22 protein-coding genes, 1 tRNA gene and 1 pseudogene are annotated in these 25,796 nt (G+C 67.8%); 15 read left to right on the top strand and 9 right to left on the bottom strand.

What is annotated here, in order from left to right; genetic code table 11:
- Nucleotides 1-13: 13 nt before the first annotated feature.
- From ACWDRB_RS40310 to ACWDRB_RS40290, 5 genes are all read right to left on the bottom strand, one after another.
- Nucleotides 14-952 carry an NAD-dependent epimerase/dehydratase family protein gene (locus ACWDRB_RS40310; RefSeq protein ID WP_364264233.1) on the bottom strand — a complete coding sequence of 313 codons (939 nt, stop codon included), beginning with the start codon at nt 950-952 and terminating at the stop codon, nt 14-16.
- Between the two features lie 61 nt (nt 953-1,013).
- Nucleotides 1,014-2,060 (bottom strand): 2-oxoacid:ferredoxin oxidoreductase subunit beta, encoded by a 1,047-nt coding sequence (locus ACWDRB_RS40305; protein ID WP_350733553.1) that lies wholly within the window; start codon nt 2,058-2,060, stop codon nt 1,014-1,016.
- Entirely contained in the window at nt 2,053-3,897 is a 1,845-nt protein-coding gene (locus tag ACWDRB_RS40300) for a 2-oxoacid:acceptor oxidoreductase subunit alpha (RefSeq protein ID WP_355206698.1), read from the bottom strand. Before ACWDRB_RS40300 ends, ACWDRB_RS40305 begins: the two co-directional genes overlap by 8 nt.
- A 194-nt stretch (nt 3,898-4,091) precedes the next feature.
- Nucleotides 4,092-4,181 carry a putative leader peptide gene (locus tag ACWDRB_RS40295; protein ID WP_350733556.1) on the bottom strand — a complete coding sequence of 30 codons (90 nt, stop codon included), beginning with the start codon at nt 4,179-4,181 and terminating at the stop codon, nt 4,092-4,094.
- A 33-nt stretch (nt 4,182-4,214) separates the two neighbouring features.
- A complete protein-coding gene (locus tag ACWDRB_RS40290) occupies nt 4,215-5,696 on the bottom strand; it encodes a polysaccharide deacetylase family protein (protein ID WP_449902903.1) in 1,482 nt (493 codons plus the stop codon).
- A gap of 176 nt (nt 5,697-5,872) precedes the next feature.
- On the opposite strand from ACWDRB_RS40290, the gene ACWDRB_RS40285 reads away from it, so the two are divergent.
- The 5 genes from ACWDRB_RS40285 (at nt 5,873) to ACWDRB_RS40265 (ending at nt 9,845) form a co-directional block, all read left to right on the top strand.
- The gene (locus ACWDRB_RS40285) at nt 5,873-6,244 is read left to right on the top strand and encodes an NADH-quinone oxidoreductase subunit A (RefSeq protein WP_350733559.1); all 372 of its coding nucleotides are present in this window, start codon (nt 5,873-5,875) and stop codon (nt 6,242-6,244) included.
- Nucleotides 6,245-6,638: 394 nt separating this feature from the next.
- Entirely contained in the window at nt 6,639-7,169 is a 531-nt protein-coding gene (locus ACWDRB_RS40280) for an NADH-quinone oxidoreductase subunit B (protein ID WP_192789552.1), read from the top strand.
- Nucleotides 7,166-7,888 carry an NADH-quinone oxidoreductase subunit C gene (locus tag ACWDRB_RS40275; RefSeq protein WP_449902900.1) on the top strand — a complete coding sequence of 241 codons (723 nt, stop codon included), beginning with the start codon at nt 7,166-7,168 and terminating at the stop codon, nt 7,886-7,888. The genes ACWDRB_RS40280 and ACWDRB_RS40275 overlap by 4 nt, the downstream gene beginning before the upstream one ends.
- Entirely contained in the window at nt 7,881-8,822 is a 942-nt protein-coding gene (gene nuoH / locus ACWDRB_RS40270; RefSeq protein WP_449902898.1) for an NADH-quinone oxidoreductase subunit NuoH, read from the top strand. Before ACWDRB_RS40275 ends, nuoH begins: the two co-directional genes overlap by 8 nt.
- Nucleotides 8,823-8,885: 63 nt before the next feature.
- The gene (locus ACWDRB_RS40265) at nt 8,886-9,845 is read left to right on the top strand and encodes a hypothetical protein (RefSeq protein WP_449902896.1); all 960 of its coding nucleotides are present in this window, start codon (nt 8,886-8,888) and stop codon (nt 9,843-9,845) included.
- Between the two features lie 432 nt (nt 9,846-10,277).
- On the opposite strand, the gene ACWDRB_RS40260 is transcribed toward ACWDRB_RS40265, so the two are convergent.
- A complete protein-coding gene (locus ACWDRB_RS40260) occupies nt 10,278-11,660 on the bottom strand; it encodes a protein kinase domain-containing protein (protein WP_449902893.1) in 1,383 nt (460 codons plus the stop codon).
- Between the two features lie 151 nt (nt 11,661-11,811).
- On the opposite strand from ACWDRB_RS40260, the gene ACWDRB_RS40255 reads away from it, so the two are divergent.
- From ACWDRB_RS40255 to ACWDRB_RS40220, 8 genes and pseudogenes are all read left to right on the top strand, one after another.
- Complete coding sequence (locus tag ACWDRB_RS40255) at nt 11,812-13,278, top strand: 4Fe-4S binding protein (protein ID WP_449902891.1); 1,467 nt, start codon at nt 11,812-11,814, stop codon at nt 13,276-13,278.
- Nucleotides 13,275-14,078 carry an NADH-quinone oxidoreductase subunit J family protein gene (locus ACWDRB_RS40250; protein ID WP_449902889.1) on the top strand — a complete coding sequence of 268 codons (804 nt, stop codon included), beginning with the start codon at nt 13,275-13,277 and terminating at the stop codon, nt 14,076-14,078. The genes ACWDRB_RS40255 and ACWDRB_RS40250 overlap by 4 nt, the downstream gene beginning before the upstream one ends.
- A pseudogene (gene nuoK, locus ACWDRB_RS40245) lies at nt 14,078-14,380 on the top strand (NADH-quinone oxidoreductase subunit NuoK); the annotation flags it as partial. The gene ACWDRB_RS40250 and the pseudogene nuoK, both read left to right, overlap by 1 nt.
- A 377-nt stretch (nt 14,381-14,757) precedes the next feature.
- Nucleotides 14,758-16,854, top strand: a complete 2,097-nt coding sequence (locus ACWDRB_RS40240) for an NADH-quinone oxidoreductase subunit 5 family protein (protein ID WP_449902886.1) — start codon at nt 14,758-14,760, stop codon at nt 16,852-16,854.
- Nucleotides 16,855-16,894: 40 nt separating this feature from the next.
- Nucleotides 16,895-18,742 (top strand): complex I subunit 4 family protein, encoded by a 1,848-nt coding sequence (locus ACWDRB_RS40235; RefSeq protein WP_449902883.1) that lies wholly within the window; start codon nt 16,895-16,897, stop codon nt 18,740-18,742.
- On the top strand, nt 18,739-20,325 hold the full coding sequence (locus tag ACWDRB_RS40230) for an NADH-quinone oxidoreductase subunit N (protein ID WP_449902881.1): 1,587 nt from the start codon (nt 18,739-18,741) through the stop codon (nt 20,323-20,325). The genes ACWDRB_RS40235 and ACWDRB_RS40230 overlap by 4 nt, the downstream gene beginning before the upstream one ends.
- Nucleotides 20,326-20,455: 130 nt before the next feature.
- Nucleotides 20,456-21,307 carry a zinc metalloprotease HtpX gene (gene htpX, locus ACWDRB_RS40225; RefSeq protein WP_449902879.1) on the top strand — a complete coding sequence of 284 codons (852 nt, stop codon included), beginning with the start codon at nt 20,456-20,458 and terminating at the stop codon, nt 21,305-21,307.
- Between the two features lie 3 nt (nt 21,308-21,310).
- The gene (locus ACWDRB_RS40220) at nt 21,311-22,792 is read left to right on the top strand and encodes a hypothetical protein (protein ID WP_449902877.1); all 1,482 of its coding nucleotides are present in this window, start codon (nt 21,311-21,313) and stop codon (nt 22,790-22,792) included.
- Here the strand turns inward: ACWDRB_RS40220 and ACWDRB_RS40215 are convergent.
- Entirely contained in the window at nt 22,767-23,240 is a 474-nt protein-coding gene (locus ACWDRB_RS40215; RefSeq protein ID WP_355206734.1) for an NUDIX hydrolase, read from the bottom strand. The two genes, ACWDRB_RS40220 and ACWDRB_RS40215, sit on opposite strands and share 26 nt — an antisense overlap.
- 269 nt (nt 23,241-23,509) lie before the next feature.
- Complete coding sequence (locus tag ACWDRB_RS40210; RefSeq protein WP_363981273.1) at nt 23,510-23,764, bottom strand: hypothetical protein; 255 nt, start codon at nt 23,762-23,764, stop codon at nt 23,510-23,512.
- Nucleotides 23,765-24,052: 288 nt separating this feature from the next.
- On the opposite strand from ACWDRB_RS40210, the gene ACWDRB_RS40205 reads away from it, so the two are divergent.
- Complete coding sequence (locus ACWDRB_RS40205) at nt 24,053-24,373, top strand: hypothetical protein (protein WP_449902874.1); 321 nt, start codon at nt 24,053-24,055, stop codon at nt 24,371-24,373.
- A 381-nt stretch (nt 24,374-24,754) separates the two neighbouring features.
- Here the strand turns inward: ACWDRB_RS40205 and ACWDRB_RS40200 are convergent, their stop codons facing one another.
- Nucleotides 24,755-25,255: a YajQ family cyclic di-GMP-binding protein gene (locus ACWDRB_RS40200; protein WP_350733739.1), complete on the bottom strand. Its 501-nt coding sequence runs from the start codon at nt 25,253-25,255 to the stop codon at nt 24,755-24,757.
- 259 nt (nt 25,256-25,514) lie between these two features.
- On the opposite strand from ACWDRB_RS40200, the gene ACWDRB_RS40195 reads away from it, so the two are divergent.
- Nucleotides 25,515-25,596 (top strand) — tRNA-Tyr (locus tag ACWDRB_RS40195).
- Nucleotides 25,597-25,796: the final 200 nt, after the last annotated feature.

Raw genomic sequence — 25,796 nt, 5'->3', positions numbered from 1 at the left:
TATGCTCCCAGAATTATCCCGGGCCCGGCTGAGCGTGTGATTCTTTGTGACATTCTTGCGACGCATACCAATCGACAGTTCGGCGCAACCCTTCGTCCAATTCCGTGACAGGACGCCAGCCGAGCCGGTCCGCGGCCGGTGCTATGTCGCCGACCTGCGTAATATCGTGCGGGCGATCGGGGGTGGCGCCGAATTCGGGTCGCGTGCTCGTGCCGGTGATCCGATAAATCCGTTCGACGACCTCGTGAGCCGGGGTCTTGACGCCGGTGCCGATATCCAGCGTGTGTCCGATGGCTTTGTCTGATTCGCCCGCCAGGACGAACGCGTCGACGACATCGTCGACATAGATCCAGTCGGCGAGCTTGGTGGCCTTGGTGAGCCGGGGGTGCTGGCCCCGCAGGAGGCAGAGCGTCACGTACGGCACGAGCTTGGTGGTGTCGGGCTGGGCGGGCCCGTAGACCATGCTGGGGCGCAGGACGGTGACGGGCAGGTCCCAGAGCCGGTGGTAGAGCTGCGCGTAGCCGGTGGCGGCCCATTTGGACATCGCGTACGCCGACGACGGCGGAGCCTGGTCGTTGCCCGGGCGCGGCTCCTCGATGGAGCCGGTGAAGACGGTCTTGATGCCGCGTTCGTGCGCGGCGGCCAGCACGTTGACCCCGCCGATGACGTTGCTCTCCAGGGTGGCGCGCAGGACCTCGTCACCTCTCGACCCGGTGACCTCACCGGCGAGGTGGAACAGGAGCGTCGGCCGTACCGACCGGAAGAGCCGCGTCGTCGCGTCGGCGTCGCTCAGGCTCGCCACGTGCCAGGTCTCGCCATGGCGAGCCTGCTGGGGGCGGCGGCTGACGGCGTGCACCTGAGCGCCGAGCGCTCGTAAGCGCGTCACCAGATGTGAGCCGATGAATCCGGCCGCCCCTGTCACCAGCACCACGGTCTCCGGCCAATACGACATCGTGGATTGACCTCCGTGGAAGATGGAGCCGTTCGGGCCGACGGCTCCATCTAATCATCAACTAGCCGATGCGCCAGGTGTCTCCACCAAGGAGCAGGTCGCTCAGGTCGCCGGGGCCCTTCTGCGCCACGGCCTCCTCGAGCTGCTCGGCCATCAGCACGTCGTACGCCGGCCGGTCGATCTGCCGGAAGATGCCGATCGGCACGTGCTCGAACGCCGGCTCGTCCAGCCTGCTGAGCGCGAAGGCCACCGACGGGTCGGGAGCGTGCGCGTCGTGCACGAGGATCTGGTCCTCGCTCACGCCGTCGCGCGCCACCACCTCGATGCCGCCGTTGGCCGCCCGCACGACGGCCTTGGAGGCGCTCACGATCGGCTGACCGTGCTCCAGACGCAGCGTGATGTCGTCGCGGACCTCGGGGTCCTTGAGCTGCTCGAAGGCGTTGTCGTTGAAGATGTTGCAGTTCTGGTAGATCTCCACCAGCGACGTGCCGCGGTGCGCGGTGGCCTCGCGCAGCACCGACTGCAGATGCTTGCGGTCGGAGTCGATGGTGCGGGCCACGAACGACGCCTCGGCGCCGAGGGCCAGCGAGATCGGGTTGAACGGCTTGTCCAGCGAGCCCATCGGCGTCGACTTGGTGATCTTGCCGACCTCGGAGGTGGGCGAGTACTGGCCCTTGGTCAGCCCGTAGATCCGGTTGTTGAACAGCAGGATGTTCAGGTTGACGTTGCGGCGCAGCGCGTGGATCAGGTGGTTGCCGCCGATCGACAGCGCGTCGCCGTCACCGGTGATCACCCATACCGACAGGTCGGGCCGGGAGGCGGCCAGCCCCGTCGCGATGGCGGGCGCGCGACCGTGGATCGAGTGGAAACCGTACGTGTTGAGGTAGTACGGGAACCGCGACGAGCAGCCGATGCCCGACACGAACACGATGTTCTCGCGCTTGAGCCCCAGCTCCGGCAGGAAGCTCTGCACCGCGGCCAGGATGGCGTAGTCGCCGCAGCCGGGGCACCAGCGGACCTCCTGGTCGGACTTGAAGTCCTTCAGGGTCTGCTTGACGTCGGTCTTGGGGATGAGCGACAGGCCCTTCCCGTTAACGAGCTCAGTCACTGTCGATCACGTCCTGGATGACTCCGGCCAGCTCCTCGGCCTTGAACGGGAGCCCGCGCACACGGTTGTAGCTGATCACGTCGACGAGGTAGCGGGCCCGCAGCAGCAGCGCGAGCTGGCCGAGGTTGATCTCGGGCAGCAGCACCTTGTCGTAGCTCTTGAGCACCTCGCCGGTGTTGGCCGGCAGCGGGTTGAGGTGGCGCAGGTGGGCCTGGGCGACCTTGCCGCCGTTCCTCCTGATCCGGCGGACGGCCGCGGCGATCGGCCCGTACGTCGAGCCCCAGCCGATGACCAGCACCTTCGCGTCGCCGTCGGGGTCGTCGACCGCCAGCTCCGGCACGTCGATGCCGGCGATCTTCGCGGCACGCGTGCGGACCATCAGGTCGTGGTTGTTCGGGTCGTACGAGATGTTGCCGGTGCCGTCGGCCTTCTCGATGCCGCCGATGCGGTGCTCGAGGCCGGCCGTGCCGGGGATGGCCCACGGGCGGGCCAGCGTCTCGGTGTCACGCTTGTATGGCAGGAACTCGCCGTCGGCGCCGTTGGGGGCCTCGGTGAAGGGCTGCGAAATGTCCGGCAAGTCGGAAACTTCGGGCAGGCGCCAGGGCTCCGAGCCGTTGGCCAGGTAGCCGTCCGAGAGCAGCATGACCGGGGTGCGGTACTTGACCGCGATCCTGGTGGCCTCGATCGCGGCGTCGAAGCAGTCGCTCGGCGACATCGGCGCCACGATCGGCACCGGGGACTCGCCGTTGCGGCCGAACATGGCCATGAGCAGGTCGGTCTGCTCGGTCTTGGTCGGCATGCCGGTGCTCGGCCCCGCGCGCTGCACGTCCACGATGATCAGCGGCAGCTCCGTGGTGACCGCCAGGCCGACGGTTTCCGCCTTCAGCGCCACACCCGGACCGGACGTGGTGGTCACGCCGAGCGCCCCGCCGAACGCGGCCCCGAGCGCCGCGCCGACGCCCGCGATCTCGTCCTCCGCCTGGAAGGTGCGGATGCCGAACCGCTTGTGCTTGCTCAGCTCGTGCAGGATGTCGCTGGCCGGGGTGATCGGGTAGGAGCCCAGGAACAGCGGGAGCTTGGACTGCACGCTGGCGGCGATCAGGCCGTACGCGAGGGCCTGGTTGCCGGAGATGTTGCGATAGACGCCGGGGGCGAGCTGGGCCGGCTTGACCTCGTACGAGACGGAGAAGGACTCGGTGGTCTCGCCGTAGTTCCAGCCCGCCTGGAAGGCGGCGATGTTGGCCTTGGCGATGTCCGGCTTCTTCGCGAACTTCTGCTCGAGGAACTTGATGGTGTGCTCGGTCGGCCGGTGGTAGAGCCAGCTGAGCAGGCCCAGCGCGAACATGTTCTTCGACCGCTCGGCGTCCTTCTTGGACAGCTCGAAGCCTTCGAGGGCCTTGACGGTGAGCGAGGTCAGCGGCACCGCGTGCACGCGCCACTCGCTGAGCGAGTCGTCCTCCAGCGGGTTGGCGTCGTAGCCGACCTTCTGCAGGTTGCGCTTGGTGAACTCGTCGATGTTGGCGATGATGTCCGCGCCTCTGGGCAGGTCGCCCAGGTTGGCCTTGAGAGCGGCCGGGTTCATGGCCACGAGCACGTTCGGCGCGTCGCCGGGCGTGAGAATGTCGTGGTCGGCGAAGTGGAGCTGGAAGCTCGACACACCCGGCAAGGTGCCTGCGGGTGCACGGATCTCGGCGGGGAAGTTGGGGAGCGTCGACAGGTCGTTGCCGAACTCCGCCGTGCCCGCGGTGAAGCGGTCGCCGGTGAGCTGCATGCCGTCGCCGGAGTCTCCGGCGAATCTGATGATCACGCGGTCGAGTTGCTGGACCTGCTTGTTCACAGCGCCTCCCTCGTCAGTGCTGTGAACGAAACTCGACTGTGCTCATCATTTGTGCCCTCGCTGCGCTGGGTCACGGCTCAGTCCTCCTCGACGCCCGAGGCGCGGTTGCCCGGGGCGCGTTCTCTGTATCCATGCTAGATCCTCGGAAGGTCACGCGTTTGCATCCCGCGCATAGCGGGTAAACGCGGTCGAAGTCAGGGTGAGGTGGGAGAACGACGACACAGCCCGGACGCGAGCCTGCAGAGGTCCACATGCAGGCGGGCGTACAGAACGGTTCGGGTCACGAGCGCCAACTATACGTCCCCCCAATACGTGTCCTACGTCAGGGGGCGCTTACCCGGCAGCTCGCTCCCCGACCGGTACAGGTGTCCGGCCTGCATCCCTGCCGAGCCGTACAACTCAGGAACGGTGACGAAGCTGTAACCCTTCCCGCGCAGCCGTTTGAGGATGTCCGGAACCGCGTCAACCGTTTCCCGGTGGATGTCGTGCATGAGAATGATCGCACCTGGATGCGCCTTGCGCACGGCAAGGTCCGCGATGTCGCCCGCTTTATCTGCGAACAGATCCTTGACGTCGATGTCCCAGTCGACCAGGGCCAGCCCCAGTTCGGCCGCGACGTCGCGCACGGTCTGGCTCGTAGTCCCGTACGGCGTGCGTACGAGCGCCGGCCGCTGCCCGATGGCGGTCGAGACGGCATCTTCAGTGCGCGCGAGCGAGTCGGTGATCCGGCTCGTCGCCTGTTTCGAGAGGTCCTTGTGGTCCCACGTGTGGTTGCCGACGAGGTGCCCTTCGGCGCTCATCCTCTTGACCAGCGCGGGCTGGGCGGCGGCGTTGGAGCCGACCACGAAGAACGTCGCCCTCGCCTGGCCTTTCCGCAAGATGTCCAGCAATTTGGCGGTATAGGGCCCGGGGCCGTCATCGAACGTCAGCGCCACGCACTTGGCCTTGGCGCAGTCCACGGTCCCCGCCCGGTTGCTGGCGGCCTGCGGGCTCTCCGTGGGCGCCGTTTCGGGCCGCCGGATCGGAGCCCTCCTGGCCGCCTCCCGCACGCTGTCCTGCGCCCGCCGCCCGAACTCGGACAGCAGCGGACGTACCCGCTCCGCCGGGATCGCCACGGCGAGCCGCCCCAGCGAGCACGGCCCGATCTGGCAGTCGTCGAACTCGACCACCAGGTCCCCGCCCCGGTTGAACGCCATCGAGTCGAACCGGTCGCCTCCGGCGCTGACCTCTTCCCGCTCGACCTGCGACCCGCGCCCCTTGAACTGCTCCCGCACCAGCTGGGCGAGCTGCCGCAGGGCGTGCTCGCCGTCGAGCAGCCCGGCCGACTCCGCCACCTTGCCGCTGCGCCGGTCGAACCAGTACGTCCGCGTGGAGTAGGCCCAGCCCGCGCCCTGGAACTCGCCCGTCCGCAGCCGTACCGCGATCGCCTGGGGGGAGGCGGCGGCGAGCTGCCAGTCCACGTTCAGCTCGGGCTCGGGCCGCGAGTAGGCAGCGCGGCTTTTGGTCCGCCCGCCGAAGTCCCGCCACTTCCGCTCGGCCTCGGCGCGCAGAGCGCGGTTGAGCGCGGGGGCGTTCTGGAACTCGGGGTAGCTGATGTGCACATATCGGCTGCCGGTGTAGTGGTCGTCGGTGAGCGTCCTGGTGGACAGGCCGGCAACGGCCGCCGGGTCGACAAAGTCGATCATCGTCGGCTCTGCCGGGACCACGACGTCCCTCTCGGGGGTGGCGGCCGCCAGATCGCAGGCGGTCGCCGAGAGGGCCAGCAGAGCGATTCCGGAAAAGAATCGCAATTTGTGCATGAATGTCAGGGTATGTTGCTGATCTTACTATTTACCCCGTCTTGACGTGATCACCACCGAGCCTTTGACCGGCGCGGGTACCTGGCGGGCGCTGATGCCTTCTGGGCCGGGGTTTGTGGCGGATTCCTGAGCTTTGACCAGGTTCGTGATGGGGATTCCGGGTTACGATCTCACTCATGGAGGGCTACTTCGGGTCCTACGTGCTCGTCGCCGCACTGCTCGCCATCGGCGTCGCCATCGTGGCCGGCGCCCTGATGGCCAACCGCCTCCTCCGCCCGACCCGCCCGACTCCGGAGAAACTGACCACGTATGAGTGCGGGGTCGACCCGGTCGGGGAGGGGTGGGCGCAGTCGCAGGTCCGCTACTACGTCTTCACTTACCTGTATGTGGTGTTCGCGGTGGACGCCGTCTTCCTGTTCCCCTGGGCCACGATCTTCGACACGCCTGGCTATGGGTTGACGACGCTCGTGGAGATGTTCGTCTTCCTGGGCTTCATCGCCCTCGGCATCCTGTACGCCTGGCGCAAACGCGTACTCACCTGGACCTAACCCACCCCAGCTACACCTTCACCTGCACCTTCGTCTGCGCCCGCACCTGCACCTGCACCTGACGCCTTCACCTGAACCGTGACTTCACCTGCACCCTCAGCTTCGCCTCCACTCTCGCCTTCGCCACACCCTCACCTTCACCCCCGACTCGTCTTCGCCCCACGCCTTCGCCTGCACCTCGCTTTCGCCTCCACTCTCGCCTTCGCACTCACCCTCAGCTTCGCCTCTGTCCCCGCTTAGTTCCCACCTGCGCCTGCGTTCCTGCCTGCGCCATGCTCGCCCGGTCCCGCTCGCCGCGCCTCCTCTCACCGCTTGCCGATCCCAAGAAGTCCCCAACCACCCCCCAACCGAAGATTCCTTTGCCTGACCTGCGATCCGCGCAAGAATGGTCAACATGGCAGCAACAGACCTCCCGATGCCCACCGTGGGCCCGATCTCCAGGTTGGCGCCCAAGCCGATGCGCTTCGTGCTCAACTGGGGCCGGCGCTACTCACTGTGGGTGTTCAACTTCGGGCTGGCCTGCTGCGCCATCGAGTTCATCGCGACCTCGATGAGCAGGCACGACTTCATCAGGTTCGGCGTGATCCCGTTCGCGAACGGCCCGCGCCAGGCCGACCTGATGATCGTCTCCGGCACGGTCACCGACAAGATGGCCCCGGCCGTCAAGCGGCTCTACGAGCAGATGCCCGACCCCAAATACGTGATCTCGTTCGGCGCCTGCTCCAACTCCGGCGGCCCCTACTGGGACTCCTACTGCGTGACCAACGGCGTGGACCAGATCATCCCCGTCGACGTGTACGTCCCCGGCTGCCCGCCCCGCCCTGAGGCTCTCCTGTACGGGATCATGAAGCTCCAAGAGAAGATCGCCGACGAGAAGCTCAGCGACCGGTACGTATGGTCCCGCTCCCACGGGGAGGACGCGTGACCACCGAGGGAACCCCGGACCGACCGGACAACACCCCCAACCCCTCGAACGCCTCCAACCCCCACGACCAGCAGCCACCCGAGCAGCCCGAAACCCGCCCGTCCACCCAACCGACGGACGACGGCACCCAGCAGCCCACGGCGCATCACCCCCCCGACGCCACTGGCCTCCCTGGCGGTCTCACCCAGGTGGAGGCCCGGTTCGGGGACCGTGCCGAGATCTCCGAGTCCTACGGCGACACCACGATCGACGTGACCCCCGCCGACTGGATCGAGCTCCTGACGTTCGTCCGAGACGACCTCGGCTACGCGTTCTTCGACTGGCTGACCGGCGTGGACGACCCGCCGGAGGCCTTCCTCGTCGTGGCCCACGTCTACAACCTGACCGCCGGAGCACGCCTGCTCCTCCGCACCCGCATACCCCGCGAAGACCCCCACCTCCCCACCGCGGTAGGCGTCTACCGGGGCGCGAACTGGCACGAGCGCGAGACGTACGAGATGTTCGGCGTGATCTTCGACGATCACCCCTACCTCGTGCCGCTCCTCCTGCCCGACGGGTTCGAGGGCCACCCGCTCCGCAAGGATTTCATTCTCGCCGCCCGCGTGGCCAAGCCGTGGCCCGGCGCCAAGGAGCCCGGCGAATCGGGACATGGCGCACCGAGCCGCCGCAAGACACTTCCGCCAGGAGTTCCAGCCGACTGGGGGCCGCCCGATGCTTGAAGTGGTGCTGAGCTTCGCCGTCATCCTTATTGTGTTCCTGGTTCTGCCGCTGATCGTCGGCCAGACCGAGCACAAGGTCATGGCTCACATGCAGTCGCGGTTGGGCCCCATGTACGCGGGTCGTTTCCACGGTTGGGCGCAGCTCATCGCCGACGGGGTGAAGTTCGCGCAGAAGGAGGACGTCATCCCGGCCGCGGCCGACCGCCGCATTTTCATGATCGCCCCCGGCGTGGCGCTCGTCCCGTACCTCGTCGTACTGATCGCCATCCCCATCGACCGGGACCGCGTGGCCGTGAACCTCGACCTCGGCCTCTTCTTCGTCCTCGCCGTCATGGGCGTCGGCGTCCTCGGCTCGATCATGGCCGGGTGGGCCTCGGCCAACAAATACTCGGTGCTCGGCGGGATGCGTTCGGCCGCCCAGCTCATGTCGTACGAGCTGCCGCTGGTCCTGGCGGCCTCCTCCGTCGCCATGGCCGCGGGCACGCTGTCGATCCCCGGCATCGTCGAGGCGTGGCAATGGTGGTGGCTGCCGTGGCAGGCCGTCGGCGGTGTCGTCTTCTTCCTGGCGGGGCTCGCCGAACTGCGCCGCCCTCCGTTCGACATGCCGATCGCCGAGTCCGAGATCATCATGGGCCCGATGACCGAGTACACAGGCATGCGCTTCGCGCTGTTCATGCTCTCCGAGTACGTCGGGATCGTGGTCCTGTCGTTCCTGACCACCGTTCTGTTCCTGGGCGGCTGGCACGGCCCGTTCCTCCCCGGCTGGCTGTGGACTCTGATCAAGGTCTTCGCGCTGTCGTTCGTGGTGATCTGGTTCCGCGTCACGTTCCCCCGGCTGCGCGAGGACCAGCTGCAAAAGCTCGCCTGGGCCATCCTGGTCCCCCTGGCCCTCGGCCAACTGGCCCTGACCGGCATCATCAAGGTTCTCGTCTAGAGCAGAAACTTTAGGTTCGCTTTATTCGTCGTACCTGGGCAGGGGGCCTTTGGGGGTATGACTATGGACCATCTCGTCCCGATCTCAGGCGCGACAAAGGGCGAACTCCGCCCGGAAACCGTTCTGACATCACACGACCGAACCTTGGTCGTCACCGACGTTGCTTCAGACCATTCCGTACGCGTGACACCTGCAAGCCTCTACCACTACAACTGCGAGCAGGTCACCGCCAAAACCGGCAAGCTCCAACCCGTGCAAGGCATAGCGGCCCTGGACGCGGACGGCCTGGTCCTGCTCGACTTGCCGGGCGAGTGGCACAAGCCCGACCTGGAGCTTTTCGCGCACAGGGCAGGCATTCCATTGCTGGACGCCCGCTCCTACCCTCCGGCCCGTGTACGCGCGGTCCTGGCAAGCCGCGCCCCCGGCTGGCAACGTTTACGCGGCCTCCGACCGTTATTCCCGCGCAAATGGCACAAGCCGGTGGCCATTTGCGCGGGAATCGCAGGCTTGGCCGTCATGGCTTACCTCGCGTCTCTGGGAATGTGGGCCGCCTGGCGCGCTGTCTCGTCAATGGGCCGGTTCCTCCTGGAAATGTTCGAATCCAAATGGCTGATGGTCGCCTTCAGCCCCGCGCTGCTGGTGTTACGCCCCGTCTTCGGACGAATAACCCGCTGGCGGGCGCGCAGAGGCACCCTCCTGCCCTCAGCGGGCCGCGGACCGGACCTCAAAGCAAACTCCTCCGGAACGCTCCAGATCTTCCATGGCACGGAGGTCACGGCCACCCGGCGAATCGGCGCATCCCCGCGCGAAGCCTTCAGCCTGCTCCTCTATCAGTACGACAGCCTCACCGGCCTCTTCATCCTCGACGTAACCGGCAGCCCCCTCCACCACCTCCCGGGCCGCTGGCTCCCCGAACACGCCCACGCCTTCACCAAGCGCCACAACCTCTCCCTCGCCGTACACCGCATCTCACGCGAGGAGTACCTCAACCTCACCAGAGCCACCAAAGAAGCCACCCCCTGACAACCCCGGAGCAGCCGCGACAAGAACAGCAGCGACCACCCGCACGCCCGAACCAACTCCCGTTGGCGGGCACCCGCGATCAGACACCCATACTGACAACACGCCCGGAGCCCAACCGGTTGAACGGCCTGCCGCGGTTGAGGATCCGCCCGGTTTCGGCGGCGCCCAACCAGCCTGAGTGCTAATCACCATCAACGACGTCAACAACAGCGCCAACACCCCCGGACCAGCAGCGCCTGCCCATGTCGAAGGCGCGCCGGGCGATCAACGACGCCAACGCACCCGGGCCAGAGGCGGCAGCGGCCAACGGCGCCGAGAACACCGGCAGATCAACCCCGACTGCTCACCCAGCACGCCCGCCCAAGCCGCCAAGCGCGTCACACGGCAACCCATCCCTCCTACGACCAGGAGGCCGCCCTGGGCAGCAACAACTCAGTGCACGATCGCCAGCATCACATCGGACGCCGAAGGCCGATCCTCAGGCCGCTTGTTAAGACAAGACCCCACAACTCCCCGTAAAGCAGGCGACAGCGGCGACAGGTCCGGATGCAAGGTGAGCACCCGGTTGAACACAGCAGGCACGGTGTCCTCCCCGAAGGCAGGCCGCCCCGTAGCCGCGAACATGATCGTCACAGCCCAGCTGAACACATCGGAAGCCGGCCCCACAGCCTCCCCGGTCAGCTGCTCAGGCGACATGTACGGCGGCGTCCCGACCATCTTCCCCGACGTCATCGTCACCTGATCCAGTGCCCGGGCGATCCCGAAGTCGATCACCCGAGGCCCGTCGTTCCCGATCAGCACATTGCTCGGCTTGAAGTCACGATGCACGATCCCCGCCTTGTGGATAGCCGCCAACGCTCCGGCTGTGGATAACGCCAGCCTGGTCAGACTGTCCTCGTCACGCGGCCCGTGTTTCTTGACGAGCTGCTCCAGCGAGGGCCCCTCCACGTATTCGCTGACAATGTAGGCGTGCTGCCCGGAGATGTTCACGTCGAGCACACGGGCTGTGGAAAACGTCGCCACCCGCCGCGCCGCGTCGACCTCCCGCGCGAACCTGGCCCGCGCCGTCTCATCGACGAGATCGTGCAGCACCTTCACGGCCACCCGCGTCCCGTTGGGCGCCATGGCCAGGTAAACCGCCCCCTGCCCACCGCGCCCGAGCGACTGGAGCACCCGATAGTGCCCGATCCACTCAGGCTCTCCGGGGCGCCGCGGGCGCGACTCGGGCTCGGTCGTACGCCGCCGGTAGGTCTCGCCACGTCCGGGACGTGGCGGATGGGTGTCGGCGGAGTCGGTACGCCGCTGGTACGTCTCGGCCGAGGCAGGACGCGGCCGGTGCGTCTCGGCGGAGGCGGGACGCGGCCGGTGCGCCTCAGCAGGGCCGGGACGCCGCTGATAGGGGCCGGGCTCCCGATGCCCATGCTGATGGGAGGGCGAGGTCGTCCTCTGGTGCAGATTCGTGTGCGTCGGATGCACCGGCCCCCGGAGCCGCGCCCGCACCATGGTCGGCACCAGGATTCCCGAGTGAATGGCCCCGCCGAGCCAGCTGACGAACAGCCCCAACGAGACCAGCGCGGACAGCGGCTGCGGAATGTCTTCGAAGGTTTCGTACGCCAGCGCCGAGATCACGAACGACCCGATGCAGACCAGATAGGCGGACGCCGCGAAGACCTGCCAGATGCTCCGCAGCCAGAACGCGGCGAACCCGATGGTGAACGGGGTCGCCAGCCCGCACGTGAACAGGGGCAGGCAGGCCCAGACGACGGCGGCCGCCCACGCCCCGCCACCGGGACGGACCTGATGGCTCTGCTGCATGGCCGAGAGACTATCGCCCCGGCACGGTTCATACCGGGCATGCACACAGCTTGTGGATAACTCGCCGTCAACCTGTGGACGGCTGTGGAAAACCGGGGAGCCTGTCCCCAGTCATTTGCCTGCGGGACCAATTGCGTCATGATATTGAAGCATGGGGCGGATACCAGGAGTCGGACTGGCAAAGGGGCTGTCCATCACCCTTCGCCACATGCTGCGCAAATCGGTGACGCAGCAGTATCCCGAGGTCAAGCCTGCCCTCCCGCCCCGCAGCCGCGGCGTCATCGCCCTGGTCGAGGAGAACTGCACCTCTTGCATGCTCTGTGCCCGAGAGTGCCCCGACTGGTGCATCTACATCGACTCCCACAAGGAGACGATCCCGGCCCCCGAGGGCGGCCGCCCCCGCCAGCGGAACGTCCTCGACCGCTTCGCCATCGACTTCAGCCTGTGCATGTACTGCGGGATATGCATCGAGGTGTGCCCGTTCGACGCTCTCTTCTGGTCTCCGGAGTTCGAGTACGCGGAAGGCGACATCCGCAACCTCATCCACGAGAAGGACAAGCTGGCCGCCTGGACCCAGACCGTCCCCGCGCCTCCGGCCCACGACCCGGGCGCCGAGCCCCCGAAGGAGCTCACGGCCGCCCCTCGCCGCCCCGCCGCCCGTACGGCACGCACAGCGGAACCACCCCAGCGCAGAGGTACGGCAGCCAGCCCCTCCCCGGACACACCGAAGACCCGGCCGGCAGCGGGAACAAGCGAGACGCGCCCCACCTCCGAAGCACCGGACGCAGGGCCCACAACCGCAGCAAAAAGCCCGCAGCCCACAACCAGAGCAGAGCGCTCAGCAGGCGCCCCCGGAACAACATCCGAAGCAAGCCTGCCCGGAACAACGTCCGAGGCGAGCGTCTCCAGAACGACGCCCGAAGCCGACTTTTCCGGAGCAACGCCTGAAATCGTCCCATCCGGGACGATGCCCGGAACTGGTGCATCCGGGACGATTCCCCAATCCAGCACCCCAGGCACGGCCCCCGGCACCTCAGCGACGCCCACGCCCGACGCCCAGGACGGGGAGCCCACTGAGGGCAAGCCCGGATCAGGATCTGCGACCGCTCCGTCACGCACGCCAGGCGGACGCCCACGCCGACCCATCCAGAACGTACGGGGGATCCGTCCTCCAGGCGCCCTCCCATCCCGCGCTCAGGACGACACCTCTGAGCCGAATGCCGACGTGCCGCGCTCCGCCCTCCCCCCGGAAGAGGGCCAGACGACCGCATCCCGCCCCGCAGGAGAAGGCGAGACGGCCGCAGCCCCCGCAACGAAGGACGACGACCCGACGACCAGCGCGCCCTCCCCAACGGCGGCCACCGCCTCGCCCCCCACGGAAGACGGCGAGACTGGTCCCTCCGCGAAGGAGCCACCCCAGGGACAGGCTTCATCCACAGGGCAGTCGTCCTCAGAAAAGTTGTCCACAGCCTCGGGCGTCCCGCAACCGAAGCCCGAGCCGGAGGAGCAAACTTCTGCCGCGAGCCCTCGCAGGCGCAGGATGGCCGATCCACGGTCCATCCGACCGCCCGGGCGGCTCGGCCCTGACGAGACAAGGGAGTCCGAGGAGGAGTCGTGACCGAAGCGGTGCCCTCCTACCTGTCACCCACCGGGCAAGAGATCGTCTTCTTGCTGCTGGGCGCGGTAGCGGTTGGATCGGCGCTGCTTGTCGTCACGACCAAACAACTCGTCCACGCCGCCCTCTGGCTCGTGGTGTCCTTCGGCGCCCTGGCGGGCTGTTATCTCGTGCTGACCGCCGAGTTCGTGGCCTGGGTCCAGGTGCTGATCTATGTGGGCGCGGTGGTGGTGCTGCTGCTGTTCGGCATCATGCTCACCCGGGCCCCCATCGGCCGCTCCACAGACCTGGACAGCGGCAACCGCCTGGTCGCAGCCCTGGTGGCGGTGGCGACCGCGGCCGTTCTCGTCACGGTGGTGATCGACGGATTCCACACCGCCTACACACCGTTGACCCCAGGCCAGGGAGCCGCGAAGGAGCTGGGCGCCAGTGTGTTCGCCACCTGGGTGCTGCCGTTCGAGGCGCTGTCCGTGCTCCTGCTCGCCGCCCTGATCGGCGCCATCGTCCTGTCCCGTACGGACATCCCCGGCGGCGCGCCGTCCGCTCATACCGGGAGCAACACCCCACCCGACGAGACGAGCGCCGCAAGCTCGCCGACGGAAAGGGACTCGGCACCTCGGCGGGTCGGAGGCCACTCAGCCGGAGAGGATGCGCATACGGGGGATAGGTCACCATCCACTCGGAGCGGGGAAAGCTCGCCCGCCCGGCCGGAGACCCGCCCGTCACCCCCCGACACCCGGGACAACTCGGTGCCCGACCGGACCGGGGGTAATCAGCCGCCCGATCAGACCGGGGGTCATTAGTGCACATCGTCTACCCGGCCGTGGTCTCTGCGCTCCTGTTCTCCATCGGCGTCTATGGCGTGCTCGTCCGCCGCAACACGATCCTCGTGCTGATGTCGGTCGAGCTGATGCTCAACGCCGTCAATCTCAACCTGGTGGCGTTCGACGTGTGGCTGGCCGACCGCCTGCACAGCGGCCAGGTCCTCACCCTGTTCGTCATCGTCATTGCGGCCGCCGAGGTGGGCCTGGGCCTCGCGATCGTGCTGGCGCTGTACCGCAACCGCCGCACCGTCGACATCGACCACCTCCGCGACCTCGCCGAACCCACCGACGAGCCCACAGAGACGCCGGCGATCGCGGGCACTCCCGACCAGCCCGCCGCCGCCGCGCGCTCAGCAACGACACCGGTACGAGGCCACGCCATCGCCCCGGAACACACACCTGACCGCGCCGCGTCCGATCCGACCGCGTCCAATCCGACCGCCTCCGATCCCGCCACGCCCGCCAACACGGTTGAGCCCACCGAAGGCCGTCCACCCGCCACCGCCGAGCCCAACGAGCACCACCACACCCAGCCGGCTCAGGCACCCCAAGCAGCCTCAGACCACTCGGACGGGACAAGCGAGGCGGATCGGTCAGGCAAGGCGGAGGCCGAAGGCGGTCGTGGGGACGAGCAGCCCGCCAAGCGAGGTGGCACGCTGTGACGACTTTCCCGCTCATCGCCGTGCTCCTGCCCTTCGTCGCCGCCGCGGCAGGGCTCCTGCTCTCCCGCTGGCCCCACCAGCGCCCCACTGCCCCCTCCAGCACAAGAGGGCCCAAGACACCCAGCCCAGGCGCCCCAGCCGGCAACCTCGGGACGACGACACCCGCCTCCAAAACCACGACATCCACCCCAAAGGCCACAACCCCGGCCCTCGAGACCGCGACCTCCGCGATAGAGGCCACAACGCCCGAGCACGAAGCCGAGACAGCCGAGACCGCTGCGGCAACCAGCGGGGCGGCCCAGCGAGCCAACACCCGGGCAGCCTGGATCGCGATCCTCCCGACCACGCTCTCAGCGATCCTGGCGGGCTGGCTCGCCTGGGGTCCGGGCGTCGCCTACCTGCACGGCGCGACCACCTCCCCACCCACAGGCCAGACGTACGGCACCATCGTCACCGGCGGCGTCCCGATCACGCTCGCCCTCCAGGCCGACCACCTGTCGAGCATCCTCGGCGTCCTGGTCACCCTCGTCGCCCTGGCCGTACAGGTCTACTCCGTCGGCTACCTCAAGGACGACCCGCGCTACCCCTCCTACAGCGCGTTCATCAGCCTGTTCACCAGCGCCATGCTCCTGGTGATCTACGCGGGCGACCTCCTGGTCCTCTACGTGGGCTGGGAGATCATGGGCCTCTGCTCGTACCTCCTCATCGGCCACTGGTGGGAAGACCGGAGCAATTCCCGCGCGGCGGTCAAGGCGTTCCTCGTCACCCGTCTGGGCGACGTCGGCTTCCTCTTCGGCATCTTCGTGCTCGGTCTCGCGGCGGGAAGTTTCCGCATCAGCGACGTGCTGGGCAAAGTGCCGGAGATGTCCGCGGCCACGCTCGTGACCGCCACGATGCTCCTGCTGGCCGGTGTGGCGGGCAAGAGCGCCCAGGTCCCGCTGCACACGTGGCTCCCTGACGCCATGGCGGGCCCTACGCCGATCAGCGCCCTGATCCACGCCGCCACCATGGTCGCCGCCGGGATCTTCATCGTGGCCAGGCTGTTCCCCGCGTTCCTCGCGGCCCGGCCCACGCTCGACGTGCTGGCCGTCGTCGCGGCCCTGGGCATGCTGGGCTCCGCGCTGGCCGCGTTGGCCCAGGACGACCTGAAACGCGTGCTCGCCTACTCCACGATCAGCCAGCTCGCGTACATGGCAGGCGGCCTGGCCGCGGGCTCCGACACGGCGGCCATCTTCCACCTGCTGACTCACGGCGCGTTCAAGGCCCTGCTGTTCCTGTGCGCGGGTGCGGTGATCCACCACGTCGGCTCCAACCTGATGACCCAGATGGGCGGTCTGCGGCGCGAACTGCCGGTGACGTTCGTGACGATGACGATAGGTTTCGCCGCCTTGATGGGCATCCCTCCGGCCAGCGGCTTCTTCAGCAAGGACGGCATCCTGCTGGCCATGGACCGCGCAGTGTCCACCGGTGGCCTGACGGACGCGGCCGCGCTCCTCCTGTACGGCTGCGCGCTCGCGACCGTGGCCGTCACCGGCGCGTACGCCACCAGAGCCTGGCTACGCACGTTCTTCGGCCAGGCGCGGGCCGTGGCGCTCCCCGAGCCGGAGCCGGGCACGGCCCACGTCGTGGACGTCACCGAGGCCCCCCGCACGATGCTCGTTCCTGTCGTCGTCCTCGCCGTCCCCGCCCTGCTACTGGGGTTCGCCGGGGAGCTGCACCTGGACCTCGGCATGGCCGCCGTCAGCGTCGTGCTGGCCGCACTCGGCGCCGGGACGGTGTACGCGTTCTGGCGCATCGATCCCATCGCCGACCCCGCCCGCCTGCTGGGGCCGTTGCGGGGGCCATGCGAGCGGGCGTTCTCCGTGGACGGCCTCTACGCCGCGCTGTTCGTACGCCCGGTCCTGGCCCTGGCCAGGCTGGTGGTGCGGACGGACGACGTGGTCGTGGACGGGGCGGTGCGCGCGTCCGGCAGGTCGGCGCGCGGATTGTCCGGGCTGCTGCGACTGGCCCAGAACGGCAATGTCCAGCTCTACGTGAGCGGCGTGCTGGCCGGTGTCCTGCTGATCGCGGTGGGGGCGGTGGTGTTCGCATGACGGCCCGGTATCGCCTCGGCGCAGAGGCGGAGGTGCTCGCATGATGGCCTGGCTCTCCGTCGCGCTGCTGGCCGTGCCGCTGCTCGGCGCCCTCCTGCTTCTCCTCGCGCCGCACCGGCTCCGGCCGCTGCTGCACACGTACGGACTGACCCTGTCCGGCCTGACGCTGGCACTGGCCGTGCTGATAGCCGCGACGTTCGACTACTCGCGGGGCGCGCGGCCGCAGTTCGAGGTCGATCAGGCGTGGATCCCCGGGCTGGGACTCCGCTTCCACCTCGGCGTCGACGGGATCTCGCTGCCGCTGATCGTGCTGACGGCGCTGCTGACGTTCCTGTGCTTCGTCTACCTGTGCTGGGGCGCCGCGCGGAGGGGGTTCGTGGGGGCGCGGCCGAGGGCACTGGTGTTCACGCTGCTGGTGCTCGAAGTGGGCATGATCGGTACGTTCCTCGCTCTCGACCTGCTGCTCTTCTTCGTGTTCTTCGAGATCGTCCTCATCCCGATGTACTTCTTGATCGGCATCTGGGGCGGAGAGGGCCGCCGGGCGGCGTCGGTCAAGTTCATCCTGTACACGCTGCTCGGCTCGGTCGTGATGCTGCTCGGCCTGCTGCTCGTATGGGCGCAGACCGGCACGCTCGACATCGAGGCCCTGAGTGCGGCCCACGGTGCCGGTATAGCGAGGTCTGTGCAGATCGTGGCGTTCGTGGCGATCGGCATCGGCCTGGCGGTGAAGACCCCCATGTGGCCTTTGCACACCTGGCTGCCCGACGCCCACACCGAGGCTCCCACCGTCGGCTCGGTGCTGCTCGCCGGGGTGCTGCTGAAGATGGGCACGTACGGTTTCGCCAGGATCGCCATCCCCATTCTCCCCGAGGGCGCGATGGCGGTGGCTCCGTGGCTCGGTGCGTTCGCCGTGGTGGGCATCATTTATGGCGCTCTGGCCTGCCTCGCCCAGCGTGACCTCAAACGCATGATCGCCTACTCCTCCGTCGGCCACATGGGCTTCGTCCTGCTGGGTTTCGCCACGCTGACCCCGGTCGGCATCAACGGCGCCCTCTTCGCGAACGTCGCCCACGGCCTCATCACCGGCCTGCTGTTCTTCCTGGCCGGGGCGATCAAGGATCGCTACCACACCGCCGACATGCCTTCCCTGGGCGGCGGCATGCTGGCGACGCTGCCGCGGCTGGGCTCGGTGCTCACCTTCGCGTCGATCGCCTCGCTGGGGCTGCCGGGGCTGGCCGGATTCTGGGGGGAGATGCTGGCGCTGTTCGGGGCCTTCCAGCCGGCGAACGGGCTGCCCCGCGCGCTGTTCGTGACGTACATGGCGATCGGGGGTCTGGGGGCGGTTCTGACGGCCGCGTACTTCCTGGTCATGCTGTCCCGCGTGACCCACGGTCGCCCCCGCTTGGACGAGCGGGAAGGCGTCACACCGGACGAGCGTCCCGTCGTGCCTCTCGGCTCGACGGCAAGACGCTCGGCGACGGCCACCCTGGAGCCACCCCCGACACCGGAGCCCTACAGCGGCCAGAACAAGCCTCCAAGCGCCACCGAACCCAGCACGCCTCCGGACCATGCCGCGCCGTCCGGTGACGACGCGTACCTGGAAGATGCCGGACCCTTGAGCGGCGGCACGCCCTCAGACCACGTCCGACCGTCCAGCGGTGACGCGCGCCTGGAAGATGCCGGAGCCGTGAGCGGCGGCACCCTCCCGGGCGGCGCTCAGCGGGTTACCGGCGTGCCCCGGCAGCAGGCGCCAGATGACATCAGGAGTTACGAGCTGCTGGCATGGACACCGCTGGTGGCCCTGATCCTGCTCTTCGGGCTCTGGCCCGGCCTCCTCCTGTCGCTCACCACACCGGCCGTGCAGACCCTGCTGGGAGCCGTCTCATGATCCAGCAGATCGACTACTTCGTGATCGCGCCCCCGCTGGCGCTGGCCCTGGTGGCCGGTCTGGTGCTGCTGCTGGACGCCTTCCTCCCGGCCCGCCCCCGTACGAAGCCCGTGCTGGGGCTCGTCACGCTGGCAGGCGTCCTGGTCGCGCTGGCCTTCGTCGTCGCCCAGGCGATCAGGGGCGGCCCACCGCGATCGACCTTCTGCGTCCCGGCCGACCTCGCCGGTCCCACCCGGCTGTGTTCCTTCGTGGCGGACGGCTTCACGCTGGTGTTCGCGGGCACGGTGCTGGCCGCGGCCGTGGTGGTCGTGCTGATGTCGATGACCGAGCTGGCGGCCGGCGGCATCCCGGTGGGTGAGTGGTACTTCCTCCTCCTTTGCACCCTCGTCGGCGCGGTGACCCTGCCCGCCTCCCGAGACCTGATCATGCTCGTGGTGGCGCTCGAGCTGGTCTCGCTCCCGGTCTTCGCCCTCACCGCCATGAAGCGCTACGACGGCCGAGCCTCCGAGGCCGCCGTGAAGCTCTTCGTGGTTTCGGTGGTGTCGACGGCCGTCATGCTGTTCGGCGTCTCGCTTCTCTACGGCATCGCGGGCACGGTCTACCTGTCCCGCCTCGCGACCGTGTTCAATGGTCAGGCCCCGGCGCCGGGGTTGGCGGAGACCACGACCCTCGCGACGGCCCAGAGTCTGCCCGCCGTCGTCTCGGTCGGAGTCGTGCTCGTCGTGGCGGGGTTCGCCTTCAAGATCGCCGCGGTGCCGTTCCACTCCTGGGCGGCCGACGTCTATCAGGGCGCCCCGGTCCCCGTGGCCGCGCTGCTCTCGGTGATCTCCAAGGCGGCCGGGTTCGCCGGGTTGATCCTCGTACTGGTCGCCGGACTGTCCGGGCAGGCCGCCACCTGGGCACCCATTGTCGGGATCATCGCCGCGCTGACCATGACCGCGGGCAACCTGCTCGCCATGCGCCAACGCTCCGCCGTACGCCTGCTGGCCTGGTCCTCCGTCGCGCAGTCCGGCTACATCCTGGCGCCGCTGGCGGTGGCGGCCCAGGGCATAACCCCTCGGCCCGCCAGGGGACCCGGCACATACCCAGCCGGAACCGGGGTCGGCGCAGTCAGCACTTCCATGGCGTACCTGGTCATCTACGCCGCCATGAACCTCGGCGCGTTCGCGGTGGTCCTGCTCGTCTCCAGGACCGCCACCCGCAACGAGCTCGACGACTACCGGGGCCTGGCGTTCCGGCGACCCGCGGCGGGGCTCGCGCTGGCGTTCTGCCTGGTCTGCCTGGCCGGCCTGCCACCGGGCCTGGCCGGGCTCTTCGCCAAGGTGTTCGTCTTCCGCGAGATCGTGGAGGGCGGCTCGGGCTGGCTTGCCCTGGTCATGGCCGTCAACACCGTGATCGGCCTCTACTACTACGCCGTCTGGACCGCGCGCCTCTTCACCCCTCCCACGGCACCGGTCCTCGTCCGGCACCGCCCGACGCCCACGACGTGGCTGGCCATCGGCCTGGCCCTGGCAGTGGCCGTGCTGTTCTCGATCGCCCCCCAACTGGTCCTGGACATGACCGCACTGTCCGCCTTCGGTTGAGAGACGGGCCGTGGGTAAGAAGAAAGTCGCGCTCCGCCCGCAGCTGAGCACGCCGGGGAGCGGCTGGGGAACGAAGCACCGGGTCGTGGTCGTTGGAGGAGGTGAACCCAGACCACGAAGGGGGGAAACCTTGCACCACAACGGTCTGCGCACGGCCATCCTGCTGGGCGGCCTGTCGTCGCTGATTGTCGCGGTGGGCGCGTGGTTGGGCGGCGGCGCCGGGGTGCAGATCGCGCTCGTGCTCGCCCTGGCGAGCAACGGAGTCGCCTATTTCTTCTCCGATCGCATCGCCCTGTCGGCCATGCGTGCCAGGCCGGTCAGCGAGGTGGAGCAGCCCACGCTCTACCGGATCGTGCGAGAGCTCTCCACCGAGGCTCGCCAGCCGATGCCGCGCCTGTACATCTCACCGACGGTGCAGCCGAACGCGTTCGCGACCGGCAGAAGCCCTCGCCAGGCCGCGGTGTGCGTGACGTACGGCCTGACCAAGCTGCTCGACGAGGCCGAGCTGCGCGGAGTGATCGGGCACGAGCTGTCACACGTGTACAACCGGGACATCCTTATCTCCTCCGTAGCCGGCGCGCTGGCCACGATGATCACCTGGATCAGTTACGTGGCCGTGTTCTTCGGTGGCTCGGACGATGACGAGGGGCCGGGCTTCGTGGGCGCGCTGCTGATGATGGTGCTCGGACCGGTGGCGGCAGGGATGGTGCAGATGGCGATATCCCGGACTAGAGAATTCCAGGCCGACGAATCGGGTGCCAGGCTCACGGGCGACCCGCTCGCCCTGGCCTCGGCGCTCCGCAAGATCGAGATGGGTGCTCGCAGGCTTCCGCTCCCCGAGAACAGCCGCCTCACCTCGGCCTCCCACATGATGATCGCGAACCCGTTCAGCGGCTCGGGCTTCGGCCGGCTGTTCTCCACGCATCCGCCCACGTCCGAGCGGGTCGCCCGCCTCGAGCGGATGGCCGGCTACCGCCGCTGACCCATGCGCCGATTAACCAAGGCGGAGCGGAGGCTCTGGAACGCGTTCCCCACCGGCCAGACCGTCGAGCTGGGCCCGTTCAAGATCGGTCCGTTCCGTACGGCCGGCGCGAACGCCCCCACGGACGGCCACACGTGGGGGCCCGAACGCTCGATCAGAGCCGAAGTGATCGCCCAGTTGCTCCTCGGCGCCCGCGACACCGGCACCGGCTCGGTCCCGGCGGTACGTCTGCGCGGCGCGCGGATCACCGGCCGGCTCACGATCATCGGCGGCACGATCCCGTACGAACTCAGCCTGATCGGCTGCCATCTGGATGAACCCATCCGTTTCACCGACTCCAACACCCGCACCGTACGCCTGACCGACTGCCGCCTCCCGGGCCTCAGCGGCGGCGGCCTGCGGGTGGCCGGGCACCTCAGCCTGTCCGGCTCGAACATCACCGGCACCGTCCGCCTGAACCGGGCCCAGTTCGAGAGCGGGCTGTGGCTGGGTGGGACCAAGATGACGTCCGACGACGAGGGATGGGCGCTCTATGCGAACGCCGTCGTCGTGGACTCCGGCACGTACCTGCGCAATGCCGACTTCACCGGAGCAATCGGTCTGGTCGGCGCCCGCCTCAACGGCGGACTCTTCTTGGACGGCGCCACCCTCCGCAATCCCGGCAACCAGGCCCTCATCGCCGACAACATGGTCGTCGAGGACACCATGCGCTGCACCGACGGATTCCTGGCACTGGGCTGCGTACGATTACGCGGAGCGCGAATCAACGGGACACTCTCGCTCAACGGGATCATCCGAAGCCCGGACACCCGCTACGCCCTCCACGCAAGCCACATGGAGCTCCGCGAGCTCTACCTGAAGCCCGCAAAGCCCATCGAAGGCGTCGTCACCCTCGCACACACCACCGTCGGCACGCTGCACGACAATCCAGACACCTGGCCCGAGAAATTACGCCTGAACGGCCTGACCTACGACCGCCTGCGCGGCTCCGGCGTAACCCGCCGAATCGACTGGGTGACCCGGGATCCGGAGGGGTTCAGGCCGCAGCCGTATGAGCAACTCGCCGCGTGGTTCCTCAGCGACGGCAACGACGCGCTCGCCCGGCGCACCCAACTCGCCAAACTCCGCGCCCGCCGGCAGACCCAGGGCCTCGGTAGCCGGGCGTGGGGGCGGCTGCTCGACGTCGCGGTCGGGTACGGCTACCGCCTCTGGCTGGCGGGCATATGGTTCGCCCTGCTGCTGGCGATCGGGACGGTCGTCTTCGCCATCAGCCCCCCAAGAGCGCTCAAACCCTCCGAGAGCCCCGATTTCAACGCCTTCGCCTACACCTTCGACCTCCTGCTCCCGATCCCCGCATTCGGGCAACGAGAGCTGTTCGACCCGGGTGGGTGGACGCAGTGGCTCGCGTACGGACTGATCGTCTCCGGCTGGATCCTGGCCACGGCGCTGATCGCCGGCGCTACGCGGATCCTCCGCCCTCAGTGACCTGGCGCAGGATGGACGCGAGATCCGTCGGGAAGAAGGTCTCCTCCGTGCTCTCGAGCTCCTCCGCGCTCCACCACCGGTAAGCCGTCGTCGTGTCCTTCTCGGTTTGCTCCATGTGATCGAACGACACGACCGCACCGGCCCCCACCCAGATCGCGAAGAACGTCTGATCCTGCGTGACGGCGTACTCGGACCAGTTGAACTCGATCACGCTGTTCCCGTACGGCCCGCTGAGCTCGTCCGCATTCGCCCGGATCCCGACCTCCTCGAACAACTCCCGCGCCGCCGCCTCCTGCAACGTCTCGCCATCCTCCGCCGCCCCGCCGATCGTGAACCAGAACGGCTCATCGGGCCTGGCCGGGTCAAAGCCGTGGAGAAGGAGGACCCGATCTTGATCATCAATGGGCAGGGCACGCGCCGTAAAGCGGCGCAGGGGGATCTTCGTCACGTTTACCGAGCTTACGATCGAGCCCCGACATACCGCCCGCCGCCACCCACCATCCTCTAGGGCAATCTGACTGAGGGCGCGATCAGGCTGGACAACCAGCCAGACCCTGGGGACTGGACCAGATCAACCTAAGCACTGTGAGGCCGATCATTCATGTCCATGCCACACAGGTCAGAGATCAAGCGGATGCTGGGCTCAGCCTGAGCCGCCGCAGGCATATCGGCGGCTTCGGCAGAGCCCTCTGCTGTCTAGGGATCGATGAGCTCGGGTTAGAGGGACCCCGGCTGGAGCTGAACCTTGCATTGGATGGAACTGAGGTACTCGTTCAAGTGCCGCCGAAGCCCGGCCATCTCGTCGCCGAGAGCTGCGAGATCTTGTCTGACCTCAATACGGAACTCGGCGATGTCGGCCTTTATCTGGTCGACTTCGGCCGTTGTGGCCTTGCCGGCGCCACTGCTGGGCACGCCCGCTTCGAGTGCCCGCATCCGTGACATCAGGTCGAGAAGGCGTCCTTCTATGTCCACTGTTCCACCTTTGCGGCAGAGGGAGTACTCCCTTGTGGTTGACTTCATCCATGGTCTCATTGAGTGAGGACTCAGTGACGGACAGTTCCCCAACCTGCCGATGGGCGCCCGTAGTCAGGCAGTGGTTCTTTCGCACCGGTGCCTAGATTTCTTTTCCCCGGGGGGAGGATCGAACTCCCATGGTGCGCGTCGGCGAAGAACTCCGCCAGCGAAAACGGGTCAAGGCGACGGATCGGAAAAACCGGGTGCCCGCGTCGACGATCGACACGAGCACGAGATCTCGGATAGATGGTTCAACGAGCCAAGAAGACCATCGAACGCGGAGACTTCGCCAGCACCTTATTGGTGGCGGTACCGGAGCCGTCCCTGCCCGCCGGCCGCGCGCCGGAGCGCTCGCCGATCTGGACGAAACGGCAGCTGATTGAAGGCTCCGGTGCGGATGCGGGTGGGAGCGTTTTAGTGGAACTTCCCGGAGCGGTATGGGTGCTGGCAGGCGATCTACGGGCCGAGCGCCGGGCCCGGTGGCGTGCGGAAGAAGCCGGTCGATCATGCAAGCAGCGCCACCTGTGGGACGCGGCATCAACCGGCTCAAACCTCATCGGGCTGTGACCACCTCGCTTCGGCACGTTCGCCATCCGCTACAAGGTCGCCATCCCACATCGCCACAATCAATGAGTCGCTATGAACTCGAAATGTGGCCTCTAGGCCGTGCATATGGGCGTTGGCGGTCCGCGTTGGCTGCCCCCGCCTCCGACTGGCCTACGTCACCCACGGAGCCATTTGGCCGATCCGCAAGGGCACCTCGACCAAGGCTGTGTAGCCCGCTCTCAGCCACTCCACCGAGGATGCGTACATGTGGGGGAGCGGCCCGAGGCACAGGAGAAGACGCGTGCCCTCGTGGACAGCGCGCTCGACCGTGTGCCCCGGATGTGCCCTCCGAGCCCTGCGGAACGCTGGAACGCCAGTTCAAAGGCCTGAAGTAGGCCTCCGCTAGCGGTAGTTCACGAACTGGAGGGCGATGTCCAGATCCTTGCCCTTCAGAAGGGAGATGACGTCCTGAAGGTCGTCCTTCTTCTTCGAGCTGACCCGAAGCTCCTCGCCCTGAATCTGCGCCTTGATCCCCTTCGGCCCCTCGTCGCGAATCAGCTTGGAGATCTTCTTCGCGTTCTCCTGGTCGATGCCCTCCTTCAGGCTGACCAGCATCCGGTACTCCTTGCCCGACAGCTTGGGCTCACCCGCGTCGAGGATCTTCAGCGAGAGGCCCCGCTTGACCACCTTCTCCTTGAACACGTCGAGAGCGGCATTCGCCCGCTCCTCGCTGTTCGCCTTGATCTCGATGTTGTCCTGCCCTGACCAGCTGATCGCGGCCCCCGTACCCTTGAAGTCGAAGCGGTGCCCGATCTCCTTGACCGTCTGGTTCAGAGCGTTGTCGACCTCCTGACGGTCGATCTTGCTCACGATGTCGAAAGACGAATCGGCCAAAACACTCATCCTCTCAGCGGCGAAAGCACTACCCGGATCCTGCTTCCCCGGCGTACGCGAAAACGCGCGGACCCAGCGCACGAGCCTAGCCAGCATCGGCCCACCGCGCAGGACACCGCTCCCCGTACGGAGAACCGTCCAGATTCCGGCTCCCCTCCACCCGTTTCGGCGCGGTGCCCAGCGGAGATCCGGCGCACACCCAACCGTTGTCACGTACACCTCGGAAGTCCGCTATCCTTCTATCTGTCGCCGCGAGAGCGGATGGCACGGCAGGTTGCCCGAGTGGCCAAAGGGAGCGGTCTGTAAAACCGTCGGCTCAGCCTACGCAAGTTCGAACCTTGCACCTGCCACACGCAGTTAGCGCAGCTCAGAGGCCCTTCGGGGCCTCTTCTGCGTTTCAGGGGTCATGCAGCCAGATGCCGCCGTGAGCGGCCGTTTGTCGCTGGTCGCGGGATATACGCGGGATGGATCACGAGGCGTTTCCCCAGGTGGGCGCCCATGATCCGGGATGTGCGCGGGATGATGTGGCCCTGTAACGCCGAAAGGCCCC

The sequence above is a fragment of the Nonomuraea sp. NPDC003707 genome (genome assembly GCF_053587055.1).
This window is presented reverse-complemented; position numbering and strand designations above follow the sequence as displayed.

Excerpts from the sequence above, each read along its gene's own strand:
- ACWDRB_RS40200 (WP_350733739.1), bottom strand. The coding sequence starts at position 25,255 with ATGAGTGTTTTGGCCGATTCGTCTTTCGACATCGTGAGCAAGATCGAC.
- ACWDRB_RS40235 (WP_449902883.1), top strand. The coding sequence starts at position 16,895 with ATGATGGCCTGGCTCTCCGTCGCGCTGCTGGCCGTGCCGCTGCTCGGC.
- ACWDRB_RS40230 (WP_449902881.1), top strand. The coding sequence starts at position 18,739 with ATGATCCAGCAGATCGACTACTTCGTGATCGCGCCCCCGCTGGCGCTG.
- ACWDRB_RS40265 (WP_449902896.1), top strand. The coding sequence starts at position 8,886 with ATGGACCATCTCGTCCCGATCTCAGGCGCGACAAAGGGCGAACTCCGC.
- ACWDRB_RS40280 (WP_192789552.1), top strand. The coding sequence starts at position 6,639 with ATGGCAGCAACAGACCTCCCGATGCCCACCGTGGGCCCGATCTCCAGG.
- ACWDRB_RS40285 (WP_350733559.1), top strand. The coding sequence starts at position 5,873 with ATGGAGGGCTACTTCGGGTCCTACGTGCTCGTCGCCGCACTGCTCGCC.
- ACWDRB_RS40205 (WP_449902874.1), top strand. The coding sequence starts at position 24,053 with ATGGTTCAACGAGCCAAGAAGACCATCGAACGCGGAGACTTCGCCAGC.
- ACWDRB_RS40290 (WP_449902903.1), bottom strand. The coding sequence starts at position 5,696 with ATGCACAAATTGCGATTCTTTTCCGGAATCGCTCTGCTGGCCCTCTCG.
- nuoH (WP_449902898.1), top strand. The coding sequence starts at position 7,881 with ATGCTTGAAGTGGTGCTGAGCTTCGCCGTCATCCTTATTGTGTTCCTG.
- ACWDRB_RS40310 (WP_364264233.1), bottom strand. The coding sequence starts at position 952 with ATGTCGTATTGGCCGGAGACCGTGGTGCTGGTGACAGGGGCGGCCGGA.
- ACWDRB_RS40255 (WP_449902891.1), top strand. The coding sequence starts at position 11,812 with ATGGGGCGGATACCAGGAGTCGGACTGGCAAAGGGGCTGTCCATCACC.
- ACWDRB_RS40260 (WP_449902893.1), bottom strand. The coding sequence starts at position 11,660 with ATGCAGCAGAGCCATCAGGTCCGTCCCGGTGGCGGGGCGTGGGCGGCC.
- ACWDRB_RS40220 (WP_449902877.1), top strand. The coding sequence starts at position 21,311 with ATGCGCCGATTAACCAAGGCGGAGCGGAGGCTCTGGAACGCGTTCCCC.